The sequence below is a fragment of the Candidatus Omnitrophota bacterium genome (assembly GCA_030688425.1).
Taxonomy (GTDB): Bacteria; Omnitrophota; Gorgyraeia; order Zapsychrales; family JANLHA01; genus JAUYIB01.
Genome location: JAUYIB010000012.1, coordinates 121219 through 144851 on the forward strand (window position 1 = coordinate 121219; position 23633 = coordinate 144851).

The following is a 23633-nucleotide window of genomic DNA, read 5'->3' on the forward strand; positions in this document are numbered from 1 at the left end:
GTTTACCCCTTGATGAGTTGGTTAAACTCCGAAATCAATTCTTCCATCCTGCGCTGATCCCCCTGATGCTTGGCCGTCTCCATCTGGCTGCGCAGGGAAAGACGCTGGGCCTTCATGCGCTCCTGCTTCAAGCGCTGGATGTAATCGGTGTGAACCTTTTTCTTATCCACCGACGGCATTTCAGGCGACACCATCAGGCCCGAGATGATCTTGAGAATGTCCTGGCTTTGAAAACAATTCATCAGGGCCGAAAGATTGATGTCCCGGCCCTGGTCAAACATGGTGAAAATCTCCGACACAATGGTGCGGACATGCTCGTTCTGAAAATCTTCCACCCCGACCTCGGATCTTGTCAGGGGAATGAACTCCTGCTCTTCGAGCATCAGCCGCAGCAGTTCCCTTTCCACGGGCCTCATGGCCGCCGCCGGGGCCGTGGCCGACGCAGGCCGGGGAGCGGCCGCGCCGTCGGGAGAGGACACCTTTGCCATCTCCTTGTGCAGGGCCTCCTGGGAAATCCCCAGGGCCGCCGCCAGCCGCTTCATATATTCCGACTGCATCACGGCGTTGCCGAACTTCGCGATCGTCGGCAGCATCTCGGAAGCGATCCTGGCCTTCCCCTCGATGGTCGCCGGGATCCTGGCCATCAAATATTTCAACTTGAAATCAAAGACCGAAACAGCGTTGTCCAAGCGTTCGCAGAATTTGTCCACGCCATGCTTGCGGACGAACGAATCCGGGTCGTCCTTCTCCGCCAGTGTCGCTATCCTGGCATTCATCCCCTCCTCGATGAGGAGGTCCAGGCTGCGGATCATCGCGGCCTGGCCGGCCGGATCCGTGTCAAACAGCATGACCACGTTGTGCGTGTAACGCCTGAGAAGCCGGATCTGCTCAACGGTCAGCGCCGTGCCCAGGGACGCGACACAGTGAGGAATCCCGGCCCGGTGGGGCATCAGGAAATCCATGTACCCCTCGACCACGACCGCGCAATCGTTTTTGACCACGGCGTCCTTGGACCAGTGCAGGCCGTAAAGATGCCGGCCCTTGGTGTAGATCGGCGTCTCGGGCGAATTGATGTATTTGGCCTGGTCCTGGGGATCCAGACTGCGCGCCCCGAAAGCCACACACTGCCCCCGGTAATCAAGGATCGGGAACATCACCCGGTTTCGAAAACGGTCATAATACCCGTCGCGCTTATTGCTGGCGATGATGAGCCCGGCTTTCTCCATCATGTCCAGAGGGACATTTTCCTGACGGAGATGGGCCATCAGCGTGTCCCACGCGTCGGGCGCGAATCCGAGCTGGTAAATCTTCGCAATGTCGGGGGTCACCTGCCGCCCCGTGAGATACTCCCTCGCCGCCGCGCCTGCCGGACTTTTGTCAGAGAACAAATTCGCGTGAAAAAATTTGAGGGCCAGCTCGTTGATCTTCACGAGCTGCTGTCTCAACTGCCGGGTCTGCTCCCCGTGCTCCGATGTCTCTGGGATAAGAACCCCGGCCTTGTCCGCCAGAAACCTGACCGCCTCGGGAAATTCCATCCGTTCCTGTTTCATCACGAACGAGATGACGTTCCCGCCCACCCCGCAGCCGAAACAGTGAAAAATCTGTTTGTCCGGATTCACCACGAACGACGGCGTCTTTTCGTGATGGAACGGACACAGGGCCTTGAAGCTCCGCCCGGCGTTCTTCAATGGCACATAACCGGCGATGACCTGGACAATGTCGCTCCGGTCCAAAACCTGGTCTATCACGTCGTTGGGAATGAAGCTCATATCCGCCTCACTCTCCGGAACCCGGAACAGGTGATGATCTCAAGTTTGCCGCGTCTCTCCAATTTATCCAGCAACATGTTCAGCCCCAGATTGTCGCTCGCAATGTGCCCGGCGATCACCACATGCATAAATTCTTTTTTGACTTTCTCAAAATGCGTTTCCGACAGGTGCATCCCCAGCAAGGTCCCGATTCCCATCTGGGACAACCGCCCGAAAATCTCCTGCGACCCTTCCGTTCCCCCCGTCATATCCACCAGGACGCGCCCGGCCTTGTCCCTGGCCTTGCCGGACAGGATCACCGGCCCGGCCTTGTCCTTCATGGCGTCCTGATATTCCGGTTCCTCCAAAAGCAAATCAACGACGTCCTCCAGGGTCCCGGGTTTCCGGCGATCCATCCGTCTCTGCAAATATTGCGTCACAAGATTATCGCTCGGGGTATGACAGCACAACAGCGGGATCCCCAAGAGCCGCGCGGCGTCCACCGTGCGGGAATGATTGCCGCTATGCAGACGGCGGGCCACCTCGTCCATCCGCTGTTTCATCAGTTCCTGGGCCGGCTCTCGGGCCATTCCCAGGATTTGCAGATGCTCCGCCTGCAATCCCATCACCTCGGACAGCCCTGCCAAGGCAACGCCTTCAGGGTGATGGGCGATGACCAGGTCCACGGGCCGGCCGTTACGCCCCAGGCGGTCGGCCAGGAGCATTTCTCCGGTCTCGATGTCGATCCCGATCATGACCCTTCGGACGTCCCGCCGGCGGTCACCGTTTAGAATGCGGGTGTCCGCATACGGATTGGTCAGTGATTCCTTATCAAAGAACTTCTTGTCCCGCCGGCCCAATTTCCGGTACCGGCTGCGGACATCCCGCAGATATCCGGCCATGCCTTCACGGCCTCGGACATCCGCCCGGATCCCTTCTCGGACAAAAAAATCGTAAATCTCGCCCAGTTGCAAGGCAAAACCTCAATAAAGAAACCGGGGGTCACTTCTTTTTATTCTTCTTGACCCCGATATCTTTGATCTCGAAGGCGGCTTCGTTTTTCTTTTCAGTCGAGAAAATTTTCGCCACCGACTTTTCGTAACAAAAATTGTAAACGCTGGGAGAGAAATCCACGAGATAAAACCCTGACAGCGAGGCCTTGGCGGTTCTGGACAGGTAAGGATGCTCCGAAAGGAGGAACGCCAGGAACATCATCCCGCAGACCATGATGCTGCGGATACCGCCGAGAAAAGCCCCTCCCCATTTGTTGAGGACCGGGTGAGTTTCCGTCTTGAAAAGGATCAGCCACCCGTCCCGGATAATCTTAAAGATCAGGACCACGCCGCCCCACAGTATCCCATAGGCGATGACCACGGGCATTTCCCAGGAGATGAACATGATGCCCTGCAAAAACGCCGCGAACCCCGTATAATAATGCAGCGTAATGAATGTCGCCATCAGCATGCCGAGGAACTTGAAAAATTCCACAATGAACCCGTAGGTTCCCCCGGCGTAAATGCACCTGGCCAGGATACCCAAAACAAGGATGTCAATCCAGTTAATGGCGGATAAAAATGGCTCTATCATCTTGAGTTCCGGCGCTAATGTTGGTAAAGTATAACACACGCCCACAGGGGTGTCAAGAAAGCGCTTTCACTAAATCCGAGCTTCTAAAGCAGCCATAACCATTTGACAAATATCGGGTTGCGGGATTACTGGATAATTTTTAAAAACCCGCAGACTTGACAATGCCCCCGGAAAGTGCTATCTTTCAAGCCATGCACCTTAATAAGGACGTATCTATGAAAACAATACCGGAACAACACCTTATCCTGGAAGAAAAACTGCACAGGGCGAGTCAGGAACTGAACACCCTGTATGAAATCAGCTGCGCGATGCGAACCACGCTGGAGCTGGATCACATCCTCTACATCATCCTGACCAGCGTCACGGCCCATACCGGACTGGGGTTCAACCGGGCCCTCCTTTTTCTTGTCAACAAAAAGGATCGCTGTCTGGAATGCCGCATGGCCATTGGCCCGGAATCCGGGGAACATGCCGACCGGATATGGAAATATCTCGAAAATTCCAAACAAAAACTCGAAGACATGATTCAGACCGACAACATTGAGGAAATCGTAGGCCGGTCGGGTCTTTATCAATCGCTCAAGGAGTTCCGGCTTCCCCTCAACTCCAACGACGGCAGTCTCATGTCCCGCGCCTATCATCAGGGGGTTCCCATCCATATCGCGCCGGCCCAGATCGGGCAGTTCGCCCATGATCCGCTCATCCGCGTCTTCCCGACAAATGAAGTGATTCTTATCCCCCTCAAGGCCAAGGACGCGGTCAACGGGCTGATCATCGCCGACAACCTCTATACGCAAAAGCCCATCAAGGAAGAGGACATCAAGATGTTCACCATGCTGGCCAACCAGGCCGGCCTGGCGATCGAAAATTCACAGCTCTACGAAATGGTTGTGCAGAAAAGCCATACCGATTCGATCACGTTGTTGTGGAATCACGGCTTTTTCCAGGAGAGACTCGCGGAAGAGGTGAAAGACGCCCAGGAGAAAAAACTGCCGCTGAGTCTTTTGATCATCGACATCGACAACTTCAAGCAGCTCAACGACACCTACGGGCACCAGAACGGAGATATGGTCCTCAAGGAGATGGCGCAGATCCTGAGGAACTCGTCGAGAACCATCGACTATGTCTGCCGCTACGGAGGAGAGGAATTCTCGGTGATTCTGGTGCAGACCACCAAAGAGCAAGGATTCGAAGTCGCGGAAAGGGTCCGCAAGAACATCGAATCCTACCGTTTCGCCCACTTCCTGCCGAACGCCGACATGAATGTCACTGTCAGCATCGGACTGGCGACGTTTCCGGAACACGCGGCGACCAAAGAAGACCTGATCGCCAACGCCGACAAAGCGATGTACATCGCCAAATTCGGCGGAAAAAACCGGACCTGCCTGCCTTAATCTGCCAAACAAACTGATCTTCGCGTTGGAATTCTGAAGAAAACCTCATTAACCCCAGCTGCCCTCACCGCTCCGCAGGGCAAACCGCTGGGGCTAATTCGCACAGTTGACTTGCGTCGCCTGCGGCTCCGCAAGCCAAGTGCTCATTAGACCCCCGCCGTGACTTCTTCCTGGCGGGGATCGTCCTTCTTCTCTGCAAACTTCACGGAAACGATCTTGGACACGCCGGTTTCCTGCATGGTGATCCCGTACATAACGTTCGCGCTGGCGATCGTCTTTTTGTTGTGGGTGATCACAATGAACTGGGCGATCTTGGAAAAATCCTTCAGCAAATAACTGAAACGCCCGACGTTGGACTCGTCCAGGGCCGCGTCGATTTCGTCCAGGACGCAGAACGGACTGGGGTTCACTTTAAAAACGCCGAAAATGAGCGCGATCGCGGTCAGGGTCTTTTCTCCGCCGGACAGGAGGCTGATGTTCTGCAGCTTCTTGCCCGGGGGCCGGGCCACGATTTCGATGCCTGACTCCAGCACATTTTCCGGGTCCAAAAGAAGGAGCTGGGCCTCCCCGCCGCCGAACAGCATCCGGAAATAAATCCGGAATTCCTCGCTGACCCTGGTGAAGGTGTCCATGAACATTTGACGGGTCTGGCGGTTGATCTTCTGGACGGTCTGCAGGAGCTGTTCGCGGGCGCTGATCAAATCGCTCTGCTGTTTGGTCAAAAATTCGAATCGGCCCCGCAGCTCGTCGAATTCTTCGATGGCCACGAGATTGACCGTCCCGAACGATTCGCACCGCTTGCGCAGGCGTTCAATTTCATCTTGCAGGGTCTGCGGATCCGACGGGACCGGGGCCGGCTGAGGCTGGCCTTCGGCCTGCGGCTGCTGGGCCGCGGCCGCCATCTGGGCCAGGGCCTCGTCCAGATTGATCCGATACGTCTGCATCAGTCTGTCGCGGATCTCTTTTTCCTGGAAGGACGTCTGCTGGCAGTTCAACTCCAGCTGATGGAGTTGATTCTTGATGTCCTCTGTCTCTCCGGCGCAGGACGCGATGCTCGCCCGCACGCTGTTGAGCTTCTGCGTGCTCTCCTCCCTCTGCCGGATGTAGCCCGACAAAGTGCCTTCGAAAGATTTTTTCTGCTCCTTCAACTGGTCGATGGCCAGGGTCAGGTCCTCGATCTCCTTGAGATACGTCTCTTTTTTCGAAGAAAACTCCCCGGATTCCTCGTCGATCTTCTGGACCTCCGCCCGGCATTCCTCCACCGCCTGGGAAAACATCTGCAGGTTCGCGTCATACCCGGAACGCTGCTCCGCAAAGGACTGAATTTCGGTTTCCAGCTGGGCCACGGCCACGGTTGTCTCTTCGCGCTCCTGGGATTTGGCGGCGATCAGGTCCTGCTGTTCGCGGATGCGGATCTGGCAGGACAAGAGATCCTGGTTGAGCTGGTCCAACTGCTGGCTCGACTCTTCCTCCGATTTTTTCAAACCCGCCAGCGTCTCCAATACCTCCTGAAGTTCCAGAGCCACCAGGCCGAGCTCCTCATTAAGCTTGTCCGATTCGCCGATCACGTCCTTTTTCTGGGACTCATAGATCGACAGCGTCTTTTCGCGCTCGCGCAGGTCGGCTTCGATATGTTCCATAGACAGTTTCTGCTGGTCGATCCGGGCCTGGGTCTCATTCTTGACGGCCATATTCTGTTCCAATTCTCCGGAAATCCCGTCTATCTCCGCGGAAATCTGCTGGGGGTCAAGCTCGATGAATTTGGCCTCGCAGACGATCTCAAAAAGCTCCTGGCTGGGATCGGGAAACGACGCCCGGAGGGCCTCCTGCTTGGCCGGATCGGCCGGATGGAACTCGCGGACCTTGCCGATGATGCCGGTGTGATGCTGTAGCGGCGGCCGCTGGGTAAAAAGGCGGCCGATGACGTCGGGATCGGGAATGCCCTGATACTGGACGCGGAGCTTCTCGATAAAATCCTTTTGGGAGATCAAAAACAATTTCCGCTTTTCCAGATCGTCGATCCGTGCCTGCTGGGTGTTGAGCTGGAGCGTGAGACCGCTGAGCCCTTCATTTTCCTGCTGAAGCCGCGCCTTGATCTGGGCAACGGCCTCGGTGGTGGACTCGATGTTCCGCGAAACTTCCTGCAGGCGGTTATCGATCTCGGTTTTCTCCGATGAGACCTTGACATTTTCCATCTCCAGGCGCCGCTTGCGGGCCAGGCCTCCCTGCATCTCTTTCATGATCTCGGTCAGCCGGTTTTTCAGATGGACCTGGCGGGACGTGATCTCAAGAATTTTCTCCTCTTCGGCCTGGATCGTCTGGCGCGCGTCACGGACCGTCTGGGCGATCGCCTCCAGGGCCCGCCGCTTCTCCTCCAGGGCCTGCGCGTTGCGGGCCGCGGTCTCTTCCATGCGGGCCAGGACCTGCTTCAATTCATCCATCTTCTCCTGCTGCTGGCGGCCGCGCAGGAGCAAGGAATCTTTCTGCTCCTGAAGGCGGGCCTCATTCCGGGAAATATTCTGCAGGCGCTCTTCATTAAAACCGATCTGGCGGTTGTTGATGTCGATCTGGCTGTCGACCTTGATTTCTTCGGCAGTGAGCTCGTTGACTTTTTCTTCGACCTCCTCCAGAAGCTGGGTCTGGTGCTCCAGGAGCTCATTGAATTCACGCAGCTCCTCGTTCAATTGGGCTTCCTTCGAACGCAGGTCGTTCATGTGCGACTGGAGTTCCGCTTCCTGGCTGGAATAGACATCGATCTGGTGGCGGGCAAAACCGACTTCAAAATTCTTGAGCTTTTCAAATTCTTCCTTATACCGGCGGGCCTTGTTGGCCTGGCGCTCGCACGAGGAGATCTGGCGCTTGACCTCGATGACGATGTCATTGATGCGCAGGAGGTTGTCTTCCGTGTCCTTGAGCTTGCCCATGGCCTCCTTTTTCTTGGATTTATACTTGGTGATGCCGGCGGCCTCGTCAAGGATGATGCGCCGGTCTTCGGGCTTGGCGCTCACGACCAGGTCCACCCGTCCCTGCTGGACCATTGAATACGCTTCCGCGCCGATGCCGGTGCCCATAAAAAGCTCGAGAGTGTCCTTGAGCCGGACCGGGGTCTTGTTCAGCAGATATTCACTTTCCCCGGAACGGAACAGCCGGCGGGTGACGGTCACCTCGTCGTATTCGATCGGCAGCATTCGGGATTCGTTGGAAAAAGTCAGGCTCACTTCGGCAAAGCCCAGCCCCGGCTTCTTGTCGGTGCCGTTAAAAATGACATCGCCCATCTCCGAACCGCGCAGTTCCTTGACGCTCTGCTCTCCGAGGACCCAGCGGATGGCGTCGAAAATATTGCTCTTGCCGCAGCCGTTGGGACCGACGACAGCCGTGATCCCCTGCTCAAAATTCAAGACCGTCTTATCCGCGAATGATTTGAATCCGAAGATTTCGAGTTTCTTAAAATACATGAACAACTCCTCTCTTGGTTGTCATGCGGGTTCGGCCGGCGCGGATCTCCTGACAACGAGTCATGGTCATCTCCTCTGGGACGCGATCAATCCTTCCACGATCTTGATGGTCGACTGCAGGTCCGTGAATTTCGGCAGCATATCTTCAGGGATGACGATTTTATATCTTTTCTCGATACCGGCGAGGATCTCCAGGGCCATCATGGAATCCATCCCCAGGTCCTTGACAAAACTGGCGCCAAGGTCCACTTTCTCCGGCTCGGTCTCCAAAATTTCCGCCACGAGCTTCCTCAGCTCCTGCTCAACGTTCAGTCCAGACTGCTGTTCAGCCATGCAACCTCCTCCTTAAAACACTGCGGCCTTCTCTAAGATAATTATTGTTGGTGCTCTAACCAGGCGTCGACCTTCTCTTTTCTAAACCTCCACTGCCCCACGGTCTTAATGGCAGGAATCTTTCCTTTTTTCACCCAGTCATAAATGGTGCGCTTCTTGACCCGCAAATACTGGGCCAAATCATCAATTGTCATAAGGACGTCATCAACCATGGATGTGTCCGAGTCGTGTTTGATTTCTTGATCAAGGTTGATATGCATTTCGACTATTTCAATTTATTACGTTTAATATCTTATGTCAACTTTTTTTACATATTTTTCACATTAAATACATTTAATTGCATAAATGAATCGTCCAGTATCTTAAAATTGCATCGTATTACATATGATTGCATAATATGCTGTTTCATACAAGCCTTGATTCATGAATTTAACCATAAGGAAATTCGACAAAACCGGGCGGGCCAGACTATGAGGGAATCGGAAGATCGACATCCACATCCTTTGCGTAATCCACGCCGTCTATTCCAAACCCGAAAAGCCGGAGGAATTCCTCGTTATACCCCTGGACGTCCGCGATTTTCGACACATTCTCCGTCGAGACATCTTTCCAGAGGGCCATCACTTCGGACTGGACATCGTCGCGCATTTCCCAATCATCAATGCGCACGCGCCCGGCCTCGTCCACCGGAATGGCACTGTTGGGACGGCCCGCGTAAATGCGGTCCGCAAACAAACGATAAATCTGCTGGATGCAATTCTCATGAACACCCTTGGCCTTCATGACCTTCATCAACAATACAAAATACAATGGGATGAACGGGATCGCGGAACTGGACTGTGTGACCAGGGCCTTATTAACAGACACCAGCGCGCGGCCGCCTTTCTGCCGGAACACCGCATCCATCTGTTTGGCCGTGGCCTCAAGGTGGTCCTTGGCCGCACCGATGGTGCCGTTGCGGTAAACGGCTCGGGTCACCTCCGGCCCGATGTAGGAATACGCGATCGTGATCGCGCCCGGGGCCACCAGCTTTTCGGCGTCCAGGGCCTCGATCCACATCCGCCAATCCTCCCCGCCCATGACCTTGACGGTATGTTCGACTTCCTGCGGCGTGGCCGCCGGCAACGAAACTTCCGTCACCTCATTCTTCTCGAAATCAATCGACTTATTGGTATAAACGCCTCCTGTCGGCCTGAGAGTGGACTTAAAAATTTCTTGCGTCTTCGGATGCACGCGCCGGGGCGAGGCCAGGCTGTAGATCACGCAATCCAGGGGCCCCAGATCTTTCTTGACCATCCCGATGACCTGCCGGCGGATTTCGTCGGAGAATGCGTCGCCGTTGACGCTTTTGGCATACAGCCCTTCGGCCCGTGCCGCCAGATCAAAAGCCACGGAATTGTACCATCCGGCGGTGGCGGTCCTTTTTCCCTCAGCCGGTCTTTCAAAGAAAACCCCGATGGTGGCGGCCCGGGACCCGAACGCCGCGGCGATGCGCGACGCCAGGCCGTAGCCGTTCGACGCGCCGATCACCAGCGCCCGCCTGGGGCCGGAAACGACCGGCGGCTTGCCCTTGATGAAATCGATCTGGTCCTTGACGTTCTTGGCGCATCCGGCCGGATGGGCCGTGGTGCAGATAAACCCTCGGATTTTCGGTTCAACGATCATGCTTCAGCCTTTCCATGGTGAAAACATCGAACGGTTACTCTCCGGTCTGGACCTGCCGCCGCTTGGGGACAATCACAATGCCCGATGTCGTCACATCAAAACGCTTGCGGTCCAGCTCCAAATCGTAACCAATGCGGGAATGCGGAGGGATAATGACTTCCTTATCGATAATCGCGCTCTTGATCTTGGCGTTTTCCCCGACGATGACGCCCTCCATCAGGACGGAGGCCTGCACCTGGGCATGCTTTTCGATCTTGACGTTCGAAGAAAGGACGGATCCGCTGACCTCGCCGCCGCTGATCATGCAGCCGCCGGAGATCAGGGAATTCTCGATCAGCCCGTTGACGATTTTCTTGTTTTCCTCCACGACGCTGATGATCTTGATCGGCGGGTGCTGCTCGTGATACGTCCGGACAGGCCACTGCTTTTCAAACAGGTCGAATTCCGGCTGGGGCTTGACCAGGTCCATGTTGGCCTGGTAGTACGCGTCGCGCGTCCCGATGTCGCGCCAGTATTTCGGCTTGTTGTTCTGGTCCACGAAATTGTAGACAAATACCTTCCTCTTGTTCAGGATCATCTGGGGAATAACGTTCTTGCCAAAATCGTGGTCGGACTGGGCCGACTTGGAGTCGCTGGCCAGCTCATCCAGGAGAACGTCCCGGCTGAACAGATAAATCCCCATGGAGGCGAATATGGAAGCCGGCTCGCCGGGAATGGTCCGGGGAGACTGCGGTTTTTCCTGAAAGCCGCAGACCCGGCTCTGGCCGTCGACCTCGATCACGCCGAAACTGGTGGACGTGTCTTTGGGCATCTTGATGCAGGCCACGGTCATGTCGGCGCCGCGCTCTTTGTGAAAATCAATCATCCGGCGGTAATCCATCTTGTAGATGTGATCTCCGGCAAGAATCAGGATGAATTCGGGATTCAGGTCATGGATAGCGTAAATATTCTGATGGATGGCGTCCGCCGTGCCCCTGTACCAGTCGGAGCTGATCCTCTGCTGGGCCGGGATCACGTCGATGAATTCCCCCAGCTGGGAGGACACGATGTCCCATCCGGCCAGGATGTGTTTCTGCAGGGAAAACGATTTGTACTGGATCAGGACGTAGATGCGGCGCAGGCCGGAGTTGATGCAGTTGCTCAGCGTAAAATCGATGATCCGGTAAATTCCCCCGAACGGAACGGCGGGTTTGGCGCGGTCGCGGGTCAAAGGGTTTAACCGCTCCCCCTTACCCCCGGCCAGGATAAATGTCAGGACTTCTCGCATGGATCAGACTGCTTTCAAAAAGAATTTGAGTTGATTCGCCGTATTATACGTTCATCTCAGGAGGTTTTCAACGGGAATCGAGGGTTTTTCGTCCCTCTCCCCGCCAGGCCCTGGTCAATTTCCCGGCTGGACGCCGTTGGAAACGGCCTGATTTTGCGTAGAAAGATTCAGGATCCGCTCGTTCAATTCCCGGGCCGACTCCCTGTCCCCCAGGGCCTCATAGACGTCGCCCAGCCTGCGGAGCACCGCGGCGTCTTCTTTCTTGGCCTCCGACAAAGCGGAGAACACTTCCTGCGCCGGCTTCCGCTGGTTTTTTTCAATCAAAAAATTGCCAAGCATCATCATATCCTCAACGGCATGGGGGTTCATCCGGAATCCCTGCCGGACCGTCTTGACCGCGTCTTCATACTTGCCGTCATGCGCGTAAGCCCTGGCCAGAAGGAAATAATTTTTCGGATCGCCCGGCCACATCTCAATGACCCGCTGATACTGGCTCACGGCATGCTCGTATTCGTTCAGGTCAAAGAGCGCCTGCGCCATATTCTCCCGGATTTTCTGATCGTGGGTTGCGAACAGCGCCGCCAGGCGGAAATTCTCAAAGGCCTTTTGGTACTCTTTCTGCCGGCCGTAAATCGCGCCGATCATTTTATAAGGCTCGTGGTGGCTGGGGTTCACCTTCACGGCCGCCTGGGCCTCGGCCAGCGCCGGGCCGTCCAGGCCCAGGGCATCCAGGGTGTAAGCCCTGTTTGTGTTTTGATACGCGACGACCTGGGCCGCCCCCAGGCGATACAAATTGAGTTCTTTGGCTTTCCATTGGGCGAGATCAATCTTGTGCTTGTCGATGACCGCCTGATGCTCGGGGATATTTTTCAAAAAGATCACCCCGTCAAAATCAAAATAGACCACCGACCAGTCCGGGTTACGGTACATGTAATTGAGATCGTTTTTGGGGATATGGCTGTGGACGGAGCTGAAAAAGACCCCGGTGATCCGGTACTTCTCCATGGCCTTGGCAAACTCCTCGTCATTGTCCTTTTCCCAGATGCTTTGGTAGAATTTGAAAAACGCGGGGCCGTAGACCTCTGTGCGGCCGTCGATAAAGACCTTGATGTCGGGCGAGGTTCGCCCCACCAGATACGCCCCCGAATTGAAGTCATTGAAAAAGTTACCTTTGACCTTGTTGTCCACAAGAAAATCGGCGGCTTTTTGGGGATAAATGCGCTGAGACACTCCGCCGAATTCGCTTTTGCGTTCATATTTGTCGAAATCATAATAACCGTTCAAAGACGCGTCGGAGATAAACTGAAGCATCCAGACGATCAAAAATCCCTTGATAAAAATCGCCGTCAAATGGATGAACTTTTTGTCCGTGATCCGGATGGGCACGATATCCCGCAACGAGATGCTCAAGGCATTGGTGACGAACACCAGGTAGGCGGCGAAAGCAAAGAACACCAGGTTCCGGACCGCGGAGAGAGAAAAGACGAGAAAAACGATCCAGAAGACAAGAACGCCGATGTCGAGCTTCCGGCGGTTATAAACAAAACTGATGAACGACAAAAGGATCAGAAGCCGGTAATAAGGGTACGGCTCGAGAGAAAAAATATTCCCCTGGGTGATCGGCCGCTTCAGTTCCACAATCTTGTCGAAAAATATCTTGGACTCTCCCGAAATTTGCATGAAGACGCCGATCGGATACCAGGCGCCCTGGAACGTCAGCGGATTCAGGAGACACGCGGCCACCACCGCGACCAGGATCCATTTGAGCCGCCGGTATTCCTCGTTTGTCAGCCGTCCGGAATGGTTCCACTCGTAGGGCAGAGGCGCATGGCGTTTGAGCCACTCGGCGAAAAGGCCGATCATCACAAACAGCGGCCCGAAGAAAAAGAACCCGTGCATATTGGCCCAGAGGACCTGGATCCCGAACAGGGCCCAGACCGACCAACGGCGGTCCAGGCAGAGCGACATGATGTAAATGAACAAGGCAAAAAAGAGCAGGCTGTACAGATCCGGACGGATGGTGAACCGACCGTGATAGATAAGACTGACCAATAAGAGACAAAAAATCACACCGAGTTGTTTCTCGTTGTTGTACCCCAACAGCAGGAGGACCGCCATCGTGACGGTCACAAGGAGCACCTGCATGAAAATCAGCCCGTCCGGCCCCCAGAACTTGTCGATCCAATAAATCAGGACCTGAAAGAGCCACTCGTGGTTCACCCAGTCCTTGCCGGCGATCGTGCAGGACAGCACGTCCTGAGAGGGGACAAAACCGTTCTCAACGATGTAGCGCCCCGTCCCGATGTGAAGCCACAGGTCGAGGTCCTTGATCTCAAGATTGGCCATGAAGATCGTAACGCCGAAAATCATGGCGATGGCCATCAGACCGACCAGAATGCTCAATTTTTTCCAAAAATCCAGGCTCATGTCCCTCCCTTTCAGAAAAAGATCACACCGGCTTATTCCAGGACCCAGTGATCGTTGCCACGGTGCACCATGGACGCGCCGGGATCTGCGGCAGGTTTATTATCTCTTGGCGAGGATTGATAGTCAATGGCCGCCCTCAATAATTGCTGCGTATAGCCGTGCATCGGCTGCCGGAAAACCTCTTCGCAGGGGCCGCTCTCCAGGATTTTCCCCTGGCACATGACCGTGATCTTGAAGCACAGTTTTTTGATGACGCGCAGATTATGGGAAATAAACAAATATGTCAGGGCGTATTTCCCCCGCAGGTCCTGGAGCAATTGGATGATCTCCTCCTGCACCAGGACGTCCAGCGAGGACACGGCCTCGTCCAGAACAATCAGCTTGGGACGCATGATCACCGCCCGGGCGATGGCGATCCGCTGGCGTTCCCCTCCGCTGAATTCATGGGGATACCGCTCCAGGGCCCCCTCCGGGAGGTGAACGGCGCTCAAGGCCTCCCTCATCCTTTCGTCCCGCTCTTTCCGCGACAAATCCGGAAGAAAGGTCATGGCTTCCTGCAGGGTGTTCCGGATCGAAAACCGGGGGTCCAGGCTTGTATACGGGTCTTGAAAGACCATCTGCATGTCCTTGCGCAAAGGCCTCATCTGATTCGGGGAAAAACCGGAAATATCCCGGCCGCAAAAAACAATGCGGCCTGAATCCGGGGACAGCAGACGCAGAAGGATCCGCCCCAGCGTCGTCTTGCCGCTTCCGGATTCCCCCACCAGGCCCAGGTGCTCTCCTTCGCGGATGGACAGGTCGACACCGTCAACGGCGCGGACATCCTGCGCCGGAACCCACGGCAGGTCTTTGCGGACGCGAAAATATTTTTTGATGTTTTTCAGTTCAACAAGCATTTTCTATTCCCCTCCTCAAACCTTCAACGTCTCCAGCAGCCGGCAGGTGTACGGATGCTTCGGTGACCCCAGCACCTGCGCAACGGATCCGGACTCCACGACTTCTCCGCCGGAAAGCACGACCGCTTCATCGGCCAGATGCGCCACGACGCCCAGGTCGTGCGTGATCAGGACGATGGAAAGGTCCATCTCCTTGCGCAATTTCCGGAAAAGGTCCATGATCCTCACCTGGAGGGTCACATCCAGACTGCTCGTCGGTTCATCCGCGATGATCAGGCCCGGAGACGCCGCGATGGCCTGGGCGATCATGGCCCGCTGGCGCATCCCTCCGCTCAACTGGTGCGGATAACTTTGATAAACCCGCCGGGGATCGGGAATCTCGACCCGGTCCAAAAGATCAAGCACCGCCTCTCTCCGCTTTTGCCCCGCCAGGTCCGTATGGAACCGCAGGACCTCTTCGATCTGCTCCCCTACCGAAAAGACAGGGTTCATCGCCGACAATGGCTCCTGGAACACCATGCCGAGCCTCCGGCCCCGCAGGCGCCGCATGCTCTCCCCGTCAAGCCCCAGAAGGGATTGCCCGCCAAAAACGATCTCCCCCCTGACAATGCGCAGCGCCGGCGGCAGCAGCCGCAGGATCGACAGGCCCGTTGTGGTCTTGCCGCTCCCCGACCCGCCCACAAGCGCCAGGATCGAGGCCGCGGAAAGGCGGAAACTCACGTCTTTGACGATAGGCCGGGGACGTCCGGATCCGATGACTTCTACGGTCAAGTCCTTCACCACCAAAAGGTCGTCCGCCATCCTACCCTTCCCTCCCCGTTTTCAGCAGCGGATCCAGACAATCGCGCAGAGCGTCGCCCACGATGTTGAACGAAACAATCGTCAGAAAAATAAAAAACGCCGGCCACAGGATCCACGGCGCGAACTGGATCCGCACGATGCTCATCGCGTCGGTGAGCATGTTGCCCCAGCTGGCAAAAGGGTCCTGGATGCCCAGCCCGATCAAGCTCAACGCCGACTCGCCCAGGATATACCCGGGGATCGAAAGCATCACCGCCACGATCGAATAGGAAACGGTGTGCGGCAGGATGTGGCGGATAATGACCGCCATGTCCGAAAGCCCGATGGCCTTGGCCGCCAGCACGTATTCTCTCTCCCGCAGGGACAGGCACATCCCGCGGATGATCCTGGCCAGACTCGCCCAGGAAATGAATGACAGGATGATAACGATCGCGAAATAAATCTGCACGGAATTGAAATTTTCCGGCACCGCGGCCCGCAGGGCCAGCAGCAGATAAAAGCCGGGCACCATCATGAACATCTCGCAGATCCGCATGAGCGCGTTATCCACCCAGCCGCCGTAATAACCGGCGATCCCGCCCACGATCAACCCGATCGTGAAGGAGATCAAGACACCAATCAACCCGATAGACAAAGAAATCCTGGCCCCATACATCAGACGGGAAAAGACGTCCCTCCCCCTCGCGTCTGCGCCCAAAAGATAGATCCGCCCCGGCGCGTCCACGCCGAAGAGGTGCGTCCGGCTGGGGATGACTCCGAGCCATTTGTATTCTTCACCCCGCGCGAACAAACGGACAGGATATTTCTGGGCATTGTCCTGCACATAAACGCGGGCGTGCAGATCGTTGAAGGTCAGATTGATCCCGTATACGAACGGCATGGACAGCCGCCCCTCGTCCCATACCCGCACGGCCGTGGGCGGGCAATAGGAATACTTGCGGTCCTCATCCCGATAAGTGTACGGGGCGAGAAAATCGGCAAACAGAGCCACGGCATACAGGGCCGCCAGGACCCAGGCGCAGACAACCGCCAGCCGGTTCTTCCGGAATTGCCGCAAGTGGATTTGAAATTCGCTTTGACTCATGTCTCTGGAATCACCTTTCACACCCGCCGGCTGCTTCAATCGTCCCTGAGGGGACGAAGCAAAACGCCGGCGTCAATTCGCCCGCAAACTTACTGTCGCCTACGGCTCCGTAAGTTTAGGGCTCATTGACCATAACGAATCCTCGGATCGGCCTTGACCAGCAAAATGTCAGCTATAAGATTCCCCAGCAGGAACATCACCCCGCCCATCAGCATGCTCGCCATGACCAGATAAATATCTTTGGCAAAAACCGCTTTCAGCATCAAGGCCCCCAGCCCCGGCCAGCTGCAAATGATCTCGATCAGGGCCGCTCCGCTCAACAAGGACGAAAATTCATACCCCAGCAAGGTGATCAAAGGATTGATCGCGTTGCGCAGCGCGTGCACATAGATCACCCGGTTCTCCGGAAGACCTTTGGCCCGGGCCGTCAAAATATACTGCTGGCCCAGGACCTCCAGCATGTTACCGCGCATGATCCTCTGGAGGGCCGCGACCGAACCCATCGACAAAGCGACCGTCGGGATGGCCAAATGTTTCAAGATGTCCCAGCCTTGGCCCCAGGCGGAAAGCTGGTCGAAATCCGGGCCGTACATCCCGCCCAGCGGCAAGGCGCCGGTCCGGCTCGCCCAGAACAGCAGGATCATGGCCACGAAAAATCCCGGGACAGACAGCACGACATACGACAAAAACTGGACCACACGGTCGACGACGCCATTGCGGTTCAAAGCGGCCCAGATGCCGAGGGGAATCGCGATCAGCCACGTGAACAGAAAACTCGCGAACGACAGCAGGAACGTGTTCAGGATGCGGCCGCCGATCACGTGCGACACCGGCACGTTGTAATGGAAAGAGAACCCCAGCTCGCCCTTCAGAAACAAATTTTTCAGCCAATAAAAATACTGCTGCCAGACGGGCTTGTCCAACTGGTAAAGTTTTTCATACCGGGCAATGGTCTCCTGCGAAATTTGAGGGTCCAGCCGGATCGAATCCAGATAATTGCCCGGCGTGAGCCGCATCAGGATGAACGTCAACAGCGCCATGGCGAACAGCATGGGGATCGCGATCAGGATTCTTCGAAGGATGAACCGCGTCATGGCCTTCTCTGCTCCGGGAGGATATAGATCTCCTCAAGGTTATGGAAAATACCGCCGTAGGCCGTGGGCCGGAGATTGCCGAACCTGTTCCGGACGGCGGAAATCCTCGCGCTCAACACCGTGTAGATGACCGGAAGCTGCTGCGACACGAGCACCTGGAACTCGTCATAAAAAACTTTCCGCTTTCCCTCATCCAGCTCCTGGACGCCGAGGCTGAAAAGTTCGTCGATCCGTTTTTCCCAGTCCGTGGCCGGGGCTTTCTGTCGCGGGTTCCACAGGTGCAGCTGGCCGTCGGAGGACCAGACGTTCTTGCCGAAATGCGGCTCCACCCCGCCGGTCAGCCCCATGACGAGGGCGTCCCATTCAAACGTCGAGGTGAGCTTGCTGACCAGGGTATTAAACTCCACCGGCTTAAAATTGATCCTCATGCCGAGTTTTTCCAGATCGTTGCGGATGATCGCGGCGATGTCCATCCGCTCGGAGTTGTCGGCGTTCGTGTAAAGGGTGAATTCCACCGGGCGCCCCTGGCTGTCCTCCAGGACGCCGTCGCCGTTTTTGCGCTTGAACCCGGCTTCGTTCAGGGTACGGGCGGCCTTTTCCAGATCATATTCGTATTGAGGAACGCCGGGATTGTAAAAAAACGCGTCGGCCGGGCTCATCGGCGAATCCTGCGGATACCCGAGACCGTTCTTGACGATCTCGATCATCCGTTTCTTGTCCACCGCGTGCGCCACGGCCCGGCGGAACGCGGGATCGGTAAACCAGGACAGCTTGGCCGGGTCCACGAACGGCTTAGAGGTCTTCGGGTTCTGGCCGGCATTCAGGTTAAAGGCCAGGAAATTGCTTCCGAACGCCGGGCCCATGTCATAAACGGTGAAATTCCTTTCCCGGTCCATGGGCTTCAGCAACGGGTAATCCATCCCCCGAAAACTGTAGGCGTCCACGCTCCCTTCCAGGAATTTCAGCAGCTCCACGTCCGCGTTCTGCACGATCAAAAAAATGAGCCGGTCTACATACGGCAGGCGGTCTCCTTCGGCGGACTTGCGCCAGTAATAGGGATTCCCTTCCAGCACGATCCGCTGTCCCGGCTCGTATTTCGCGAGACGGAACGGTCCCGTCCCCACGATCTCTCGGGGGGCCGTGTCAATGCCCCAGGTAAAATTGAATTTCCCCTCTTTGAGCGGCTGTGCCAGCTTGTGCTTGGGCACGATCGCCTGGCCCACTCCGCGCAGGAACGGAGCGAATTTGACCGGCAGGATGAACCGGACCGTATGATCGTCGATCTTGAAAACGGCGAACGGTTTGCCGTCGATGGTGAAGATGTCCCGGGAGGAGGTCGGGATGTCGGGATTGAAAATCAGGTCATTGTACGTGAAGACCACATCGTCCGCCGTGAACGGATGCCCGTCGTTCCATTGCACGCCCCGGCGCAGATGGAACGTCCAGGTCAGCCCGTCTTCGCTGACCTCCCAGCGCTCGGCCAGAGTGGGGATGATCTTGAGGGTTTCAGGATCGGTGCGCGTGAGCCCTTCAAAAATGAGGCCCGTGATCTCCGAGGTTGAGGTTTCCTTGGCGATGATGTCGTTAAAGGAACGGGGATCCGAGGTGGTGGACAGGACGATCTGTCCGCCGTGCTTGTTGTCCGCGCGGGCCGGCGGGCAAGGGGCCAGGCTCAGGGACAAAGCCGCCAGAAACAAAAAGCCCCGAAGTTTCATAAAACCCGGGGCAAAAGACATAACATCGGTTCTGGCGCGAGCGGGGATCGTCCGGAAGGTTCCGGATTTTTCACAACCGGGAATGCGGGGCATTCTTAAGGGCTACGGTGTCGCGTTGACCGGCAGGGGCGGCATGACATCCAATGCCGATTTGGCCGGCGGATTGACATTCACGGAACTGGGGACGATGGACTGTCCTTTTTTTGCCGAAAGAAAGGCCAAGGACAGACAGGTCACGATAAAAAGCGTGGTCAGGATTGCCGTGGTTTTCACCATGAACGCGTTGGTCCTGGCCCCCAGCATGGTCTCGGCCGAGGCGAAACTCTCCGCCAACCCGCCGCCCTTCCCTTTCTGCATGAGGATCGCCGCCACGAGAAAAATACAGACAACCGTATGAACAAAAATCACAAGTCCTGTCATAAGAGTTTCCTTTGGGTAATGATTATATCTATCTTGTTGCCCCGCCTGCCTCAACCGCCGGAATCGCTTCGCGATTCCGAACGAAGCAAATCGGCGGGGTTAATTCGGCCAACCAACTTATGTCGCCTTCGGCTCCATAAGTTGGGGCCTCATTAATTGCGGCAGCCGCCCCGGATGATCTGGACGAAGCTGTCGTGCTTTAAGCTCGCGCCGCCCACAAGGGCGCCGTCGATGTCCGGCTGGGAAATGAGCTCGGCGGTGTTGTCCGGCTTGACGCTGCCGCCGTATTGAATGCGGATCTTCTCCGCAAGATCCCGCCCGTATGTCTGCTCCAGCAGCCCCCGGATGAATTTATGGACTTCCTGGGCCTGCTGGGGCGTAGCGGTCTTGCCCGTTCCGATGGCCCACACCGGTTCATAGGCGATGACCATTTTCTCCATGTCCTCGGCGCTGAATCCGGCCAGAGAGCCGTCCACCTGCGTCTTAATGACGTTGAAGGCCTGCCCGGACTCCCGTTCCTTCAGGTTCTCCCCCACGCACACGATCGGGGTCAGGCCGTGGCGGAGGGCCGCCTTGATTTTTTTATTGACGGTCTCATCCGTCTCGCCGAAATACTGGCGCCTCTCCGAATGCCCGATGATGACAAACTTGACGCCGATCGCCGTCAGCATGGGCGCGGCAATCTCGCCGGTGAACGCGCCGGAATCTTCCCAGAACAGGTTCTGCGCTCCCAGGGCGATATTGGTTTGATACAGGATGTCGCTCAAATCGGACAATGCCGTGAACGGCGGGCAGACAACGATTTCCACTTCAGAAACATCCGCCAAGTCCCTCTTAAGGAGCGTCACCAGGTCAATGGCTTCCTGGGACGTCTTGAACATCTTCCAGTTGCCGGCAATGATTGTTTTTCGCATGTTGGAATCCTTCCAGCTGAAATTAAATGGACTTGTTTAAAAGCGCCTTGACGCCGGGCAGTTCCTTGCCTTCCAGGAACTCGAGCGACGCCCCGCCGCCGGTTGAAATATGGGTCATGCCGGCTTCGCAATTGAATTTCCCGACGGCCGCGGCCGTGTCCCCGCCGCCGACGATGGAGGTCACGCCCTTGAGCCTGGAAACAAATTCGGCGATCTCTCTGGTCCCTTCCGCGTATTCGTTGATCTCAAACACGCCGACCGGGCCGTTCCAGACAATGGTCTTGGCCGTGGCCAGGACGTCCTTGAACTTTTTGCGGGTTTCCGGGCCGATGTCCACACCCATCCAGCCGTCCGCGATCTCGCCTGCGGCGATCTTTCGCTCCTGCGGCTTTTCAAATTCGCGAGTAATGACAAAATCTTCGGACAGCAGGATGTTGACCTTGGCCTGCTTTGCCTTCTCTAATATAGTCTTCGCTGTCTCGACCTTGTCGGCCTCCAGCTTGGAATTTCCGATGCTTTTGCCCTGGGCCTTCAAAAAGGTATACGCCATCCCGCCGCCGATCAGGATCGCATCAGCCCTGCCCAAAAGATTCTCGATCAGCATGATCTTGTCCGAGACCTTGGCCCCGCCAAGAATAACGACCAGCGGTTTCTGGGGATTGTCGATGGCTTTCGAAAGGTAATCCACTTCTTTTTCAAGGAGAAATCCGGCCACGGACGGCAGGTGTTTTGTGACACCTTCGGTCGACGCGTGGGCGCGATGGGCGGTCCCGAAAGCGTCGTTCACATAAATATCCGCGAGAGACGCCAATTCCTTGGCAAAGTCCGGGAAATTCTTGGTCTCGCCTTTGTGAAACCTCAAATTTTCCAGCAGGATGACTTTTTCAGAGCTCTTCTGAACGGCCTCCTTCACCTGCGGACCGATGCAGTCGTCGAGTTTCAGGACCTTTTGCCCCAGCAATTTTTCCAACTGTTGAGCCACGGGCGTCAGGCGGGCATCCTCTTCGACCTGCCCGTCCGGCCGTCCGAGATGGCTCATCAGGATCACTTTGGCCGCTTTTTGCTCCAGCGCGTACTGGATGGTCGGCAGGGCGGCACGGATACGCCGGTCGTCCGTGATCTTCAAACTCTTGTCCAGAGGGACGTTAAAGTCTACCCGGATGATAACCTTTTTGTTTTTCAAATCGATGTCGCGGATGGTTTGTTTTTTCATGAAAACCTTCTTCTGGTTAAACGTTTATGAAAATGGTTCAAAAATCCGGATAGAACCGGATCGGCCTGGCTATGTATATATTTAGGGAAATTCTCTTTCTTAATGGCAACTATTATATCCAAGCTGTTCCTTTTGTCAACCGGCTTGGCGTTCCCCGGCGCCGGCTCCCGGCCGGCTGTCCGCGAGACCGGCTGACCTGAGGGCCACAGCCAGCCCCATCATGACCCACATAAGACTGCCCAGTTGGACAGAATAAAAATTGGTATCAAACGCGGCGTGGGTAAAAAACCCGCCAAGCCCCGCCAGCAAACCTCCCAGGGTCCCGCTCACATGCGGGTCCCTGATCAGAGGCAACGCGGCCAATGATTTAACAATGAGCAAACCGATGACCCATAGGAAGGCCGCCAGCCCGATCACGCCGGTCTCCGCAGCCATCTGGAGATAACAGTTGTGAGGGTACGCCTGGGGGATTTTATGGTCGCTTTCAATGACTTTTTGATAGGTGTTGTAACCGGAACCAAACACGGGATATTTCCGGATCACATGAAAAGCCCCCGCCCAAAAATTGTCCGTCCGTCCGCATCCCGTAAAATTCTTGATCCGCTCAATGACCTCCCCGACAGATTCCTTCAACGAGGAAGAGACCGCGGTCTCCGGCCCGGGGGAAGGGGCGGACTGGGACTCCAGTTCCTTCTTCTGCAATTCCTGGGACTCTGTCCAGCGGACATCATCCGATGTAAAAGACACATTGCGGTTTTTAACCAAAAGAGGCGTAAACACCATAAAAAAAAGGCAAAGAATAATGAGAGAAGCTATCCCTCCCCTCCGGTCCAGCAGGATGAGAAGGAAGACCGCCGCGGAAAATCCGACCCAGGCCCCCCGGGAGAACGTAAAGCCCAGGCAGGCGATGTTCACCACAAGGATCAGGAGAAGAAGCGCCCGGTTATGGAACAGGACCCTGTCCAACTGCCCCCGGGGTTCCGCCCCGCGGCGGGAAAAACTCGCCATGACAAGCCCCAGGAGGACAAAGATCGCGATCAAAAGGTACGAACCGTAATCGTTGGGGTGTTTGAAAGACGCCATGACCCGCCCCCCGCCCAGCAGATTCCCGTAAATGAAATCCCTTCCCGTGACAAACTGGGTGACACCGCTGGCCCCGATCAGCATGGCAGAACCAACAAAAACCGTTAGGAACGCGTTGATGGCGCGCCTCGCCGTCATGCATTCCACAAACGCGAAATAAAGGTAAATATTCTCAAACAGTTTAAAGATCACCCCCCGGAGGCTCAACAGCGGATAAGGGCTGAAAAGGACTGACAGAAAATTAATGAGGAGAAACACGCCGATCGGGACGTTGAGGAAACTGGGGGAGGGACGGAAGAAATCCGCGTAGGCCTTCCAGCGTTCCAGAGAAAACGGAGAAACTCCCCGCCGGATTTGCGCGTTGATCTCGGGGATAATGACAACCCCCCGCTTGATGAAAAAAGTCAGCAGGATCAGTCCGAAGAAACTCTCCACCAGGGCGGTGGAAATCGGCACAAAAAAAATCAGCGAGCAAAACGCCCATCGCATGACAAGGTCGCATCTGTCCAGCGCTTTCTGCTGTGTCATCTTGCAATC

The 23633-nt window shown here is 56.0% G+C and carries 19 protein-coding genes; 1 reads left to right on the forward strand and 18 read right to left on the reverse strand.

The annotated features are described in order from the left end of the window. Window positions 1-2 precede the first annotated feature (2 nt). From dnaG to Q8Q08_01640, 3 genes are read right to left on the reverse strand one after another with little or no spacing between them, the layout of a single operon-like run. On the reverse strand, window positions 3-1769 hold the full coding sequence (gene dnaG, locus Q8Q08_01630; GenBank protein ID MDP2652708.1) for a DNA primase: 1767 nt from the start codon (window positions 1767-1769) through the stop codon (window positions 3-5). Next, on the reverse strand, window positions 1766-2722 hold the full coding sequence (locus Q8Q08_01635) for an NGG1p interacting factor NIF3 (protein ID MDP2652709.1): 957 nt from the start codon (window positions 2720-2722) through the stop codon (window positions 1766-1768). Before Q8Q08_01635 ends, dnaG begins: the two co-directional genes overlap by 4 nt. Before the next feature lie 28 nt (window positions 2723-2750). Then, on the reverse strand, window positions 2751-3335 hold the full coding sequence (locus Q8Q08_01640; GenBank protein ID MDP2652710.1) for a CvpA family protein: 585 nt from the start codon (window positions 3333-3335) through the stop codon (window positions 2751-2753). Between the two features lie 215 nt (window positions 3336-3550). Between Q8Q08_01640 and Q8Q08_01645 the strand changes: the two genes are divergently transcribed. Continuing rightward, the gene (locus Q8Q08_01645; protein MDP2652711.1) at window positions 3551-4729 is read left to right on the forward strand and encodes a sensor domain-containing diguanylate cyclase; all 1179 of its coding nucleotides are present in this window, start codon (window positions 3551-3553) and stop codon (window positions 4727-4729) included. A 146-nt stretch (window positions 4730-4875) separates the two neighbouring features. Here the strand turns inward: Q8Q08_01645 and Q8Q08_01650 are convergent, their stop codons facing one another. The 15 genes from Q8Q08_01650 to Q8Q08_01720 form a co-directional block, all read right to left on the reverse strand. Beyond that, window positions 4876-8184, reverse strand: a complete 3309-nt coding sequence (locus Q8Q08_01650; protein MDP2652712.1) for an AAA family ATPase — start codon at window positions 8182-8184, stop codon at window positions 4876-4878. Window positions 8185-8250: 66 nt separating this feature from the next. Then, entirely contained in the window at window positions 8251-8517 is a 267-nt protein-coding gene (locus Q8Q08_01655) for an acyl carrier protein (protein ID MDP2652713.1), read from the reverse strand. A 41-nt stretch (window positions 8518-8558) separates the two neighbouring features. Next, window positions 8559-8777, reverse strand: a complete 219-nt coding sequence (locus Q8Q08_01660; GenBank protein MDP2652714.1) for a helix-turn-helix domain-containing protein — start codon at window positions 8775-8777, stop codon at window positions 8559-8561. Between the two features lie 208 nt (window positions 8778-8985). Continuing rightward, window positions 8986-10182 (reverse strand): trans-2-enoyl-CoA reductase family protein, encoded by a 1197-nt coding sequence (locus tag Q8Q08_01665; GenBank protein MDP2652715.1) that lies wholly within the window; start codon window positions 10180-10182, stop codon window positions 8986-8988. Window positions 10183-10216: 34 nt separating this feature from the next. Then, the gene (gene glgC, locus Q8Q08_01670) at window positions 10217-11449 is read right to left on the reverse strand and encodes a glucose-1-phosphate adenylyltransferase (GenBank protein ID MDP2652716.1); all 1233 of its coding nucleotides are present in this window, start codon (window positions 11447-11449) and stop codon (window positions 10217-10219) included. A 114-nt stretch (window positions 11450-11563) separates the two neighbouring features. Further along, window positions 11564-13876 (reverse strand): tetratricopeptide repeat protein, encoded by a 2313-nt coding sequence (locus Q8Q08_01675; protein MDP2652717.1) that lies wholly within the window; start codon window positions 13874-13876, stop codon window positions 11564-11566. Between the two features lie 32 nt (window positions 13877-13908). Next, window positions 13909-14772, reverse strand: a complete 864-nt coding sequence (locus Q8Q08_01680; protein MDP2652718.1) for an ATP-binding cassette domain-containing protein — start codon at window positions 14770-14772, stop codon at window positions 13909-13911. A 15-nt stretch (window positions 14773-14787) separates the two neighbouring features. Next, window positions 14788-15573, reverse strand: coding sequence for an ABC transporter ATP-binding protein (locus tag Q8Q08_01685; GenBank protein ID MDP2652719.1), 786 nt, complete (start codon window positions 15571-15573; stop codon window positions 14788-14790). A gap of 1 nt (window position 15574) precedes the next feature. After that, window positions 15575-16657, reverse strand: coding sequence for an ABC transporter permease (locus tag Q8Q08_01690; GenBank protein MDP2652720.1), 1083 nt, complete (start codon window positions 16655-16657; stop codon window positions 15575-15577). A gap of 122 nt (window positions 16658-16779) precedes the next feature. Next, window positions 16780-17751, reverse strand: a complete 972-nt coding sequence (locus tag Q8Q08_01695) for an ABC transporter permease (GenBank protein ID MDP2652721.1) — start codon at window positions 17749-17751, stop codon at window positions 16780-16782. After that, a complete protein-coding gene (locus Q8Q08_01700) occupies window positions 17748-19466 on the reverse strand; it encodes an ABC transporter substrate-binding protein (GenBank protein MDP2652722.1) in 1719 nt (572 codons plus the stop codon). Before Q8Q08_01700 ends, Q8Q08_01695 begins: the two co-directional genes overlap by 4 nt. 102 nt (window positions 19467-19568) lie before the next feature. After that, window positions 19569-19886, reverse strand: coding sequence for a preprotein translocase subunit SecG (gene secG / locus Q8Q08_01705; GenBank protein MDP2652723.1), 318 nt, complete (start codon window positions 19884-19886; stop codon window positions 19569-19571). A 152-nt stretch (window positions 19887-20038) separates the two neighbouring features. Further along, window positions 20039-20800: a triose-phosphate isomerase gene (gene tpiA / locus Q8Q08_01710; GenBank protein ID MDP2652724.1), complete on the reverse strand. Its 762-nt coding sequence runs from the start codon at window positions 20798-20800 to the stop codon at window positions 20039-20041. Between the two features lie 22 nt (window positions 20801-20822). Further along, window positions 20823-22013: a phosphoglycerate kinase gene (locus Q8Q08_01715; protein MDP2652725.1), complete on the reverse strand. Its 1191-nt coding sequence runs from the start codon at window positions 22011-22013 to the stop codon at window positions 20823-20825. 135 nt (window positions 22014-22148) lie between these two features. Beyond that, window positions 22149-23624, reverse strand: coding sequence for an O-antigen ligase family protein (locus Q8Q08_01720; GenBank protein ID MDP2652726.1), 1476 nt, complete (start codon window positions 23622-23624; stop codon window positions 22149-22151). Window positions 23625-23633: the final 9 nt, after the last annotated feature.

Coding starts and splice junctions, on each gene's coding strand:
- Q8Q08_01680 (MDP2652718.1), bottom strand. CDS start 14,772: ATGCTTGTTGAACTGAAAAACATCAAAAAATATTTTCGCGTCCGCAAA.
- Q8Q08_01695 (MDP2652721.1), bottom strand. CDS start 17,751: ATGACGCGGTTCATCCTTCGAAGAATCCTGATCGCGATCCCCATGCTG.
- Q8Q08_01655 (MDP2652713.1), bottom strand. CDS start 8,517: ATGGCTGAACAGCAGTCTGGACTGAACGTTGAGCAGGAGCTGAGGAAG.
- Q8Q08_01685 (MDP2652719.1), bottom strand. CDS start 15,573: ATGGCGGACGACCTTTTGGTGGTGAAGGACTTGACCGTAGAAGTCATC.
- Q8Q08_01720 (MDP2652726.1), bottom strand. CDS start 23,624: ATGACACAGCAGAAAGCGCTGGACAGATGCGACCTTGTCATGCGATGG.
- Q8Q08_01690 (MDP2652720.1), bottom strand. CDS start 16,657: ATGAGTCAAAGCGAATTTCAAATCCACTTGCGGCAATTCCGGAAGAAC.
- glgC (MDP2652716.1), bottom strand. CDS start 11,449: ATGCGAGAAGTCCTGACATTTATCCTGGCCGGGGGTAAGGGGGAGCGG.
- Q8Q08_01660 (MDP2652714.1), bottom strand. CDS start 8,777: ATGCATATCAACCTTGATCAAGAAATCAAACACGACTCGGACACATCC.
- secG (MDP2652723.1), bottom strand. CDS start 19,886: ATGACAGGACTTGTGATTTTTGTTCATACGGTTGTCTGTATTTTTCTC.
- Q8Q08_01640 (MDP2652710.1), bottom strand. CDS start 3,335: ATGATAGAGCCATTTTTATCCGCCATTAACTGGATTGACATCCTTGTT.
- Q8Q08_01715 (MDP2652725.1), bottom strand. CDS start 22,013: ATGAAAAAACAAACCATCCGCGACATCGATTTGAAAAACAAAAAGGTT.
- Q8Q08_01645 (MDP2652711.1), top strand. CDS start 3,551: ATGAAAACAATACCGGAACAACACCTTATCCTGGAAGAAAAACTGCAC.
- Q8Q08_01665 (MDP2652715.1), bottom strand. CDS start 10,182: ATGATCGTTGAACCGAAAATCCGAGGGTTTATCTGCACCACGGCCCAT.
- Q8Q08_01675 (MDP2652717.1), bottom strand. CDS start 13,876: ATGAGCCTGGATTTTTGGAAAAAATTGAGCATTCTGGTCGGTCTGATG.
- Q8Q08_01700 (MDP2652722.1), bottom strand. CDS start 19,466: ATGAAACTTCGGGGCTTTTTGTTTCTGGCGGCTTTGTCCCTGAGCCTG.
- dnaG (MDP2652708.1), bottom strand. CDS start 1,769: ATGAGCTTCATTCCCAACGACGTGATAGACCAGGTTTTGGACCGGAGC.
- Q8Q08_01650 (MDP2652712.1), bottom strand. CDS start 8,184: ATGTATTTTAAGAAACTCGAAATCTTCGGATTCAAATCATTCGCGGAT.
- tpiA (MDP2652724.1), bottom strand. CDS start 20,800: ATGCGAAAAACAATCATTGCCGGCAACTGGAAGATGTTCAAGACGTCC.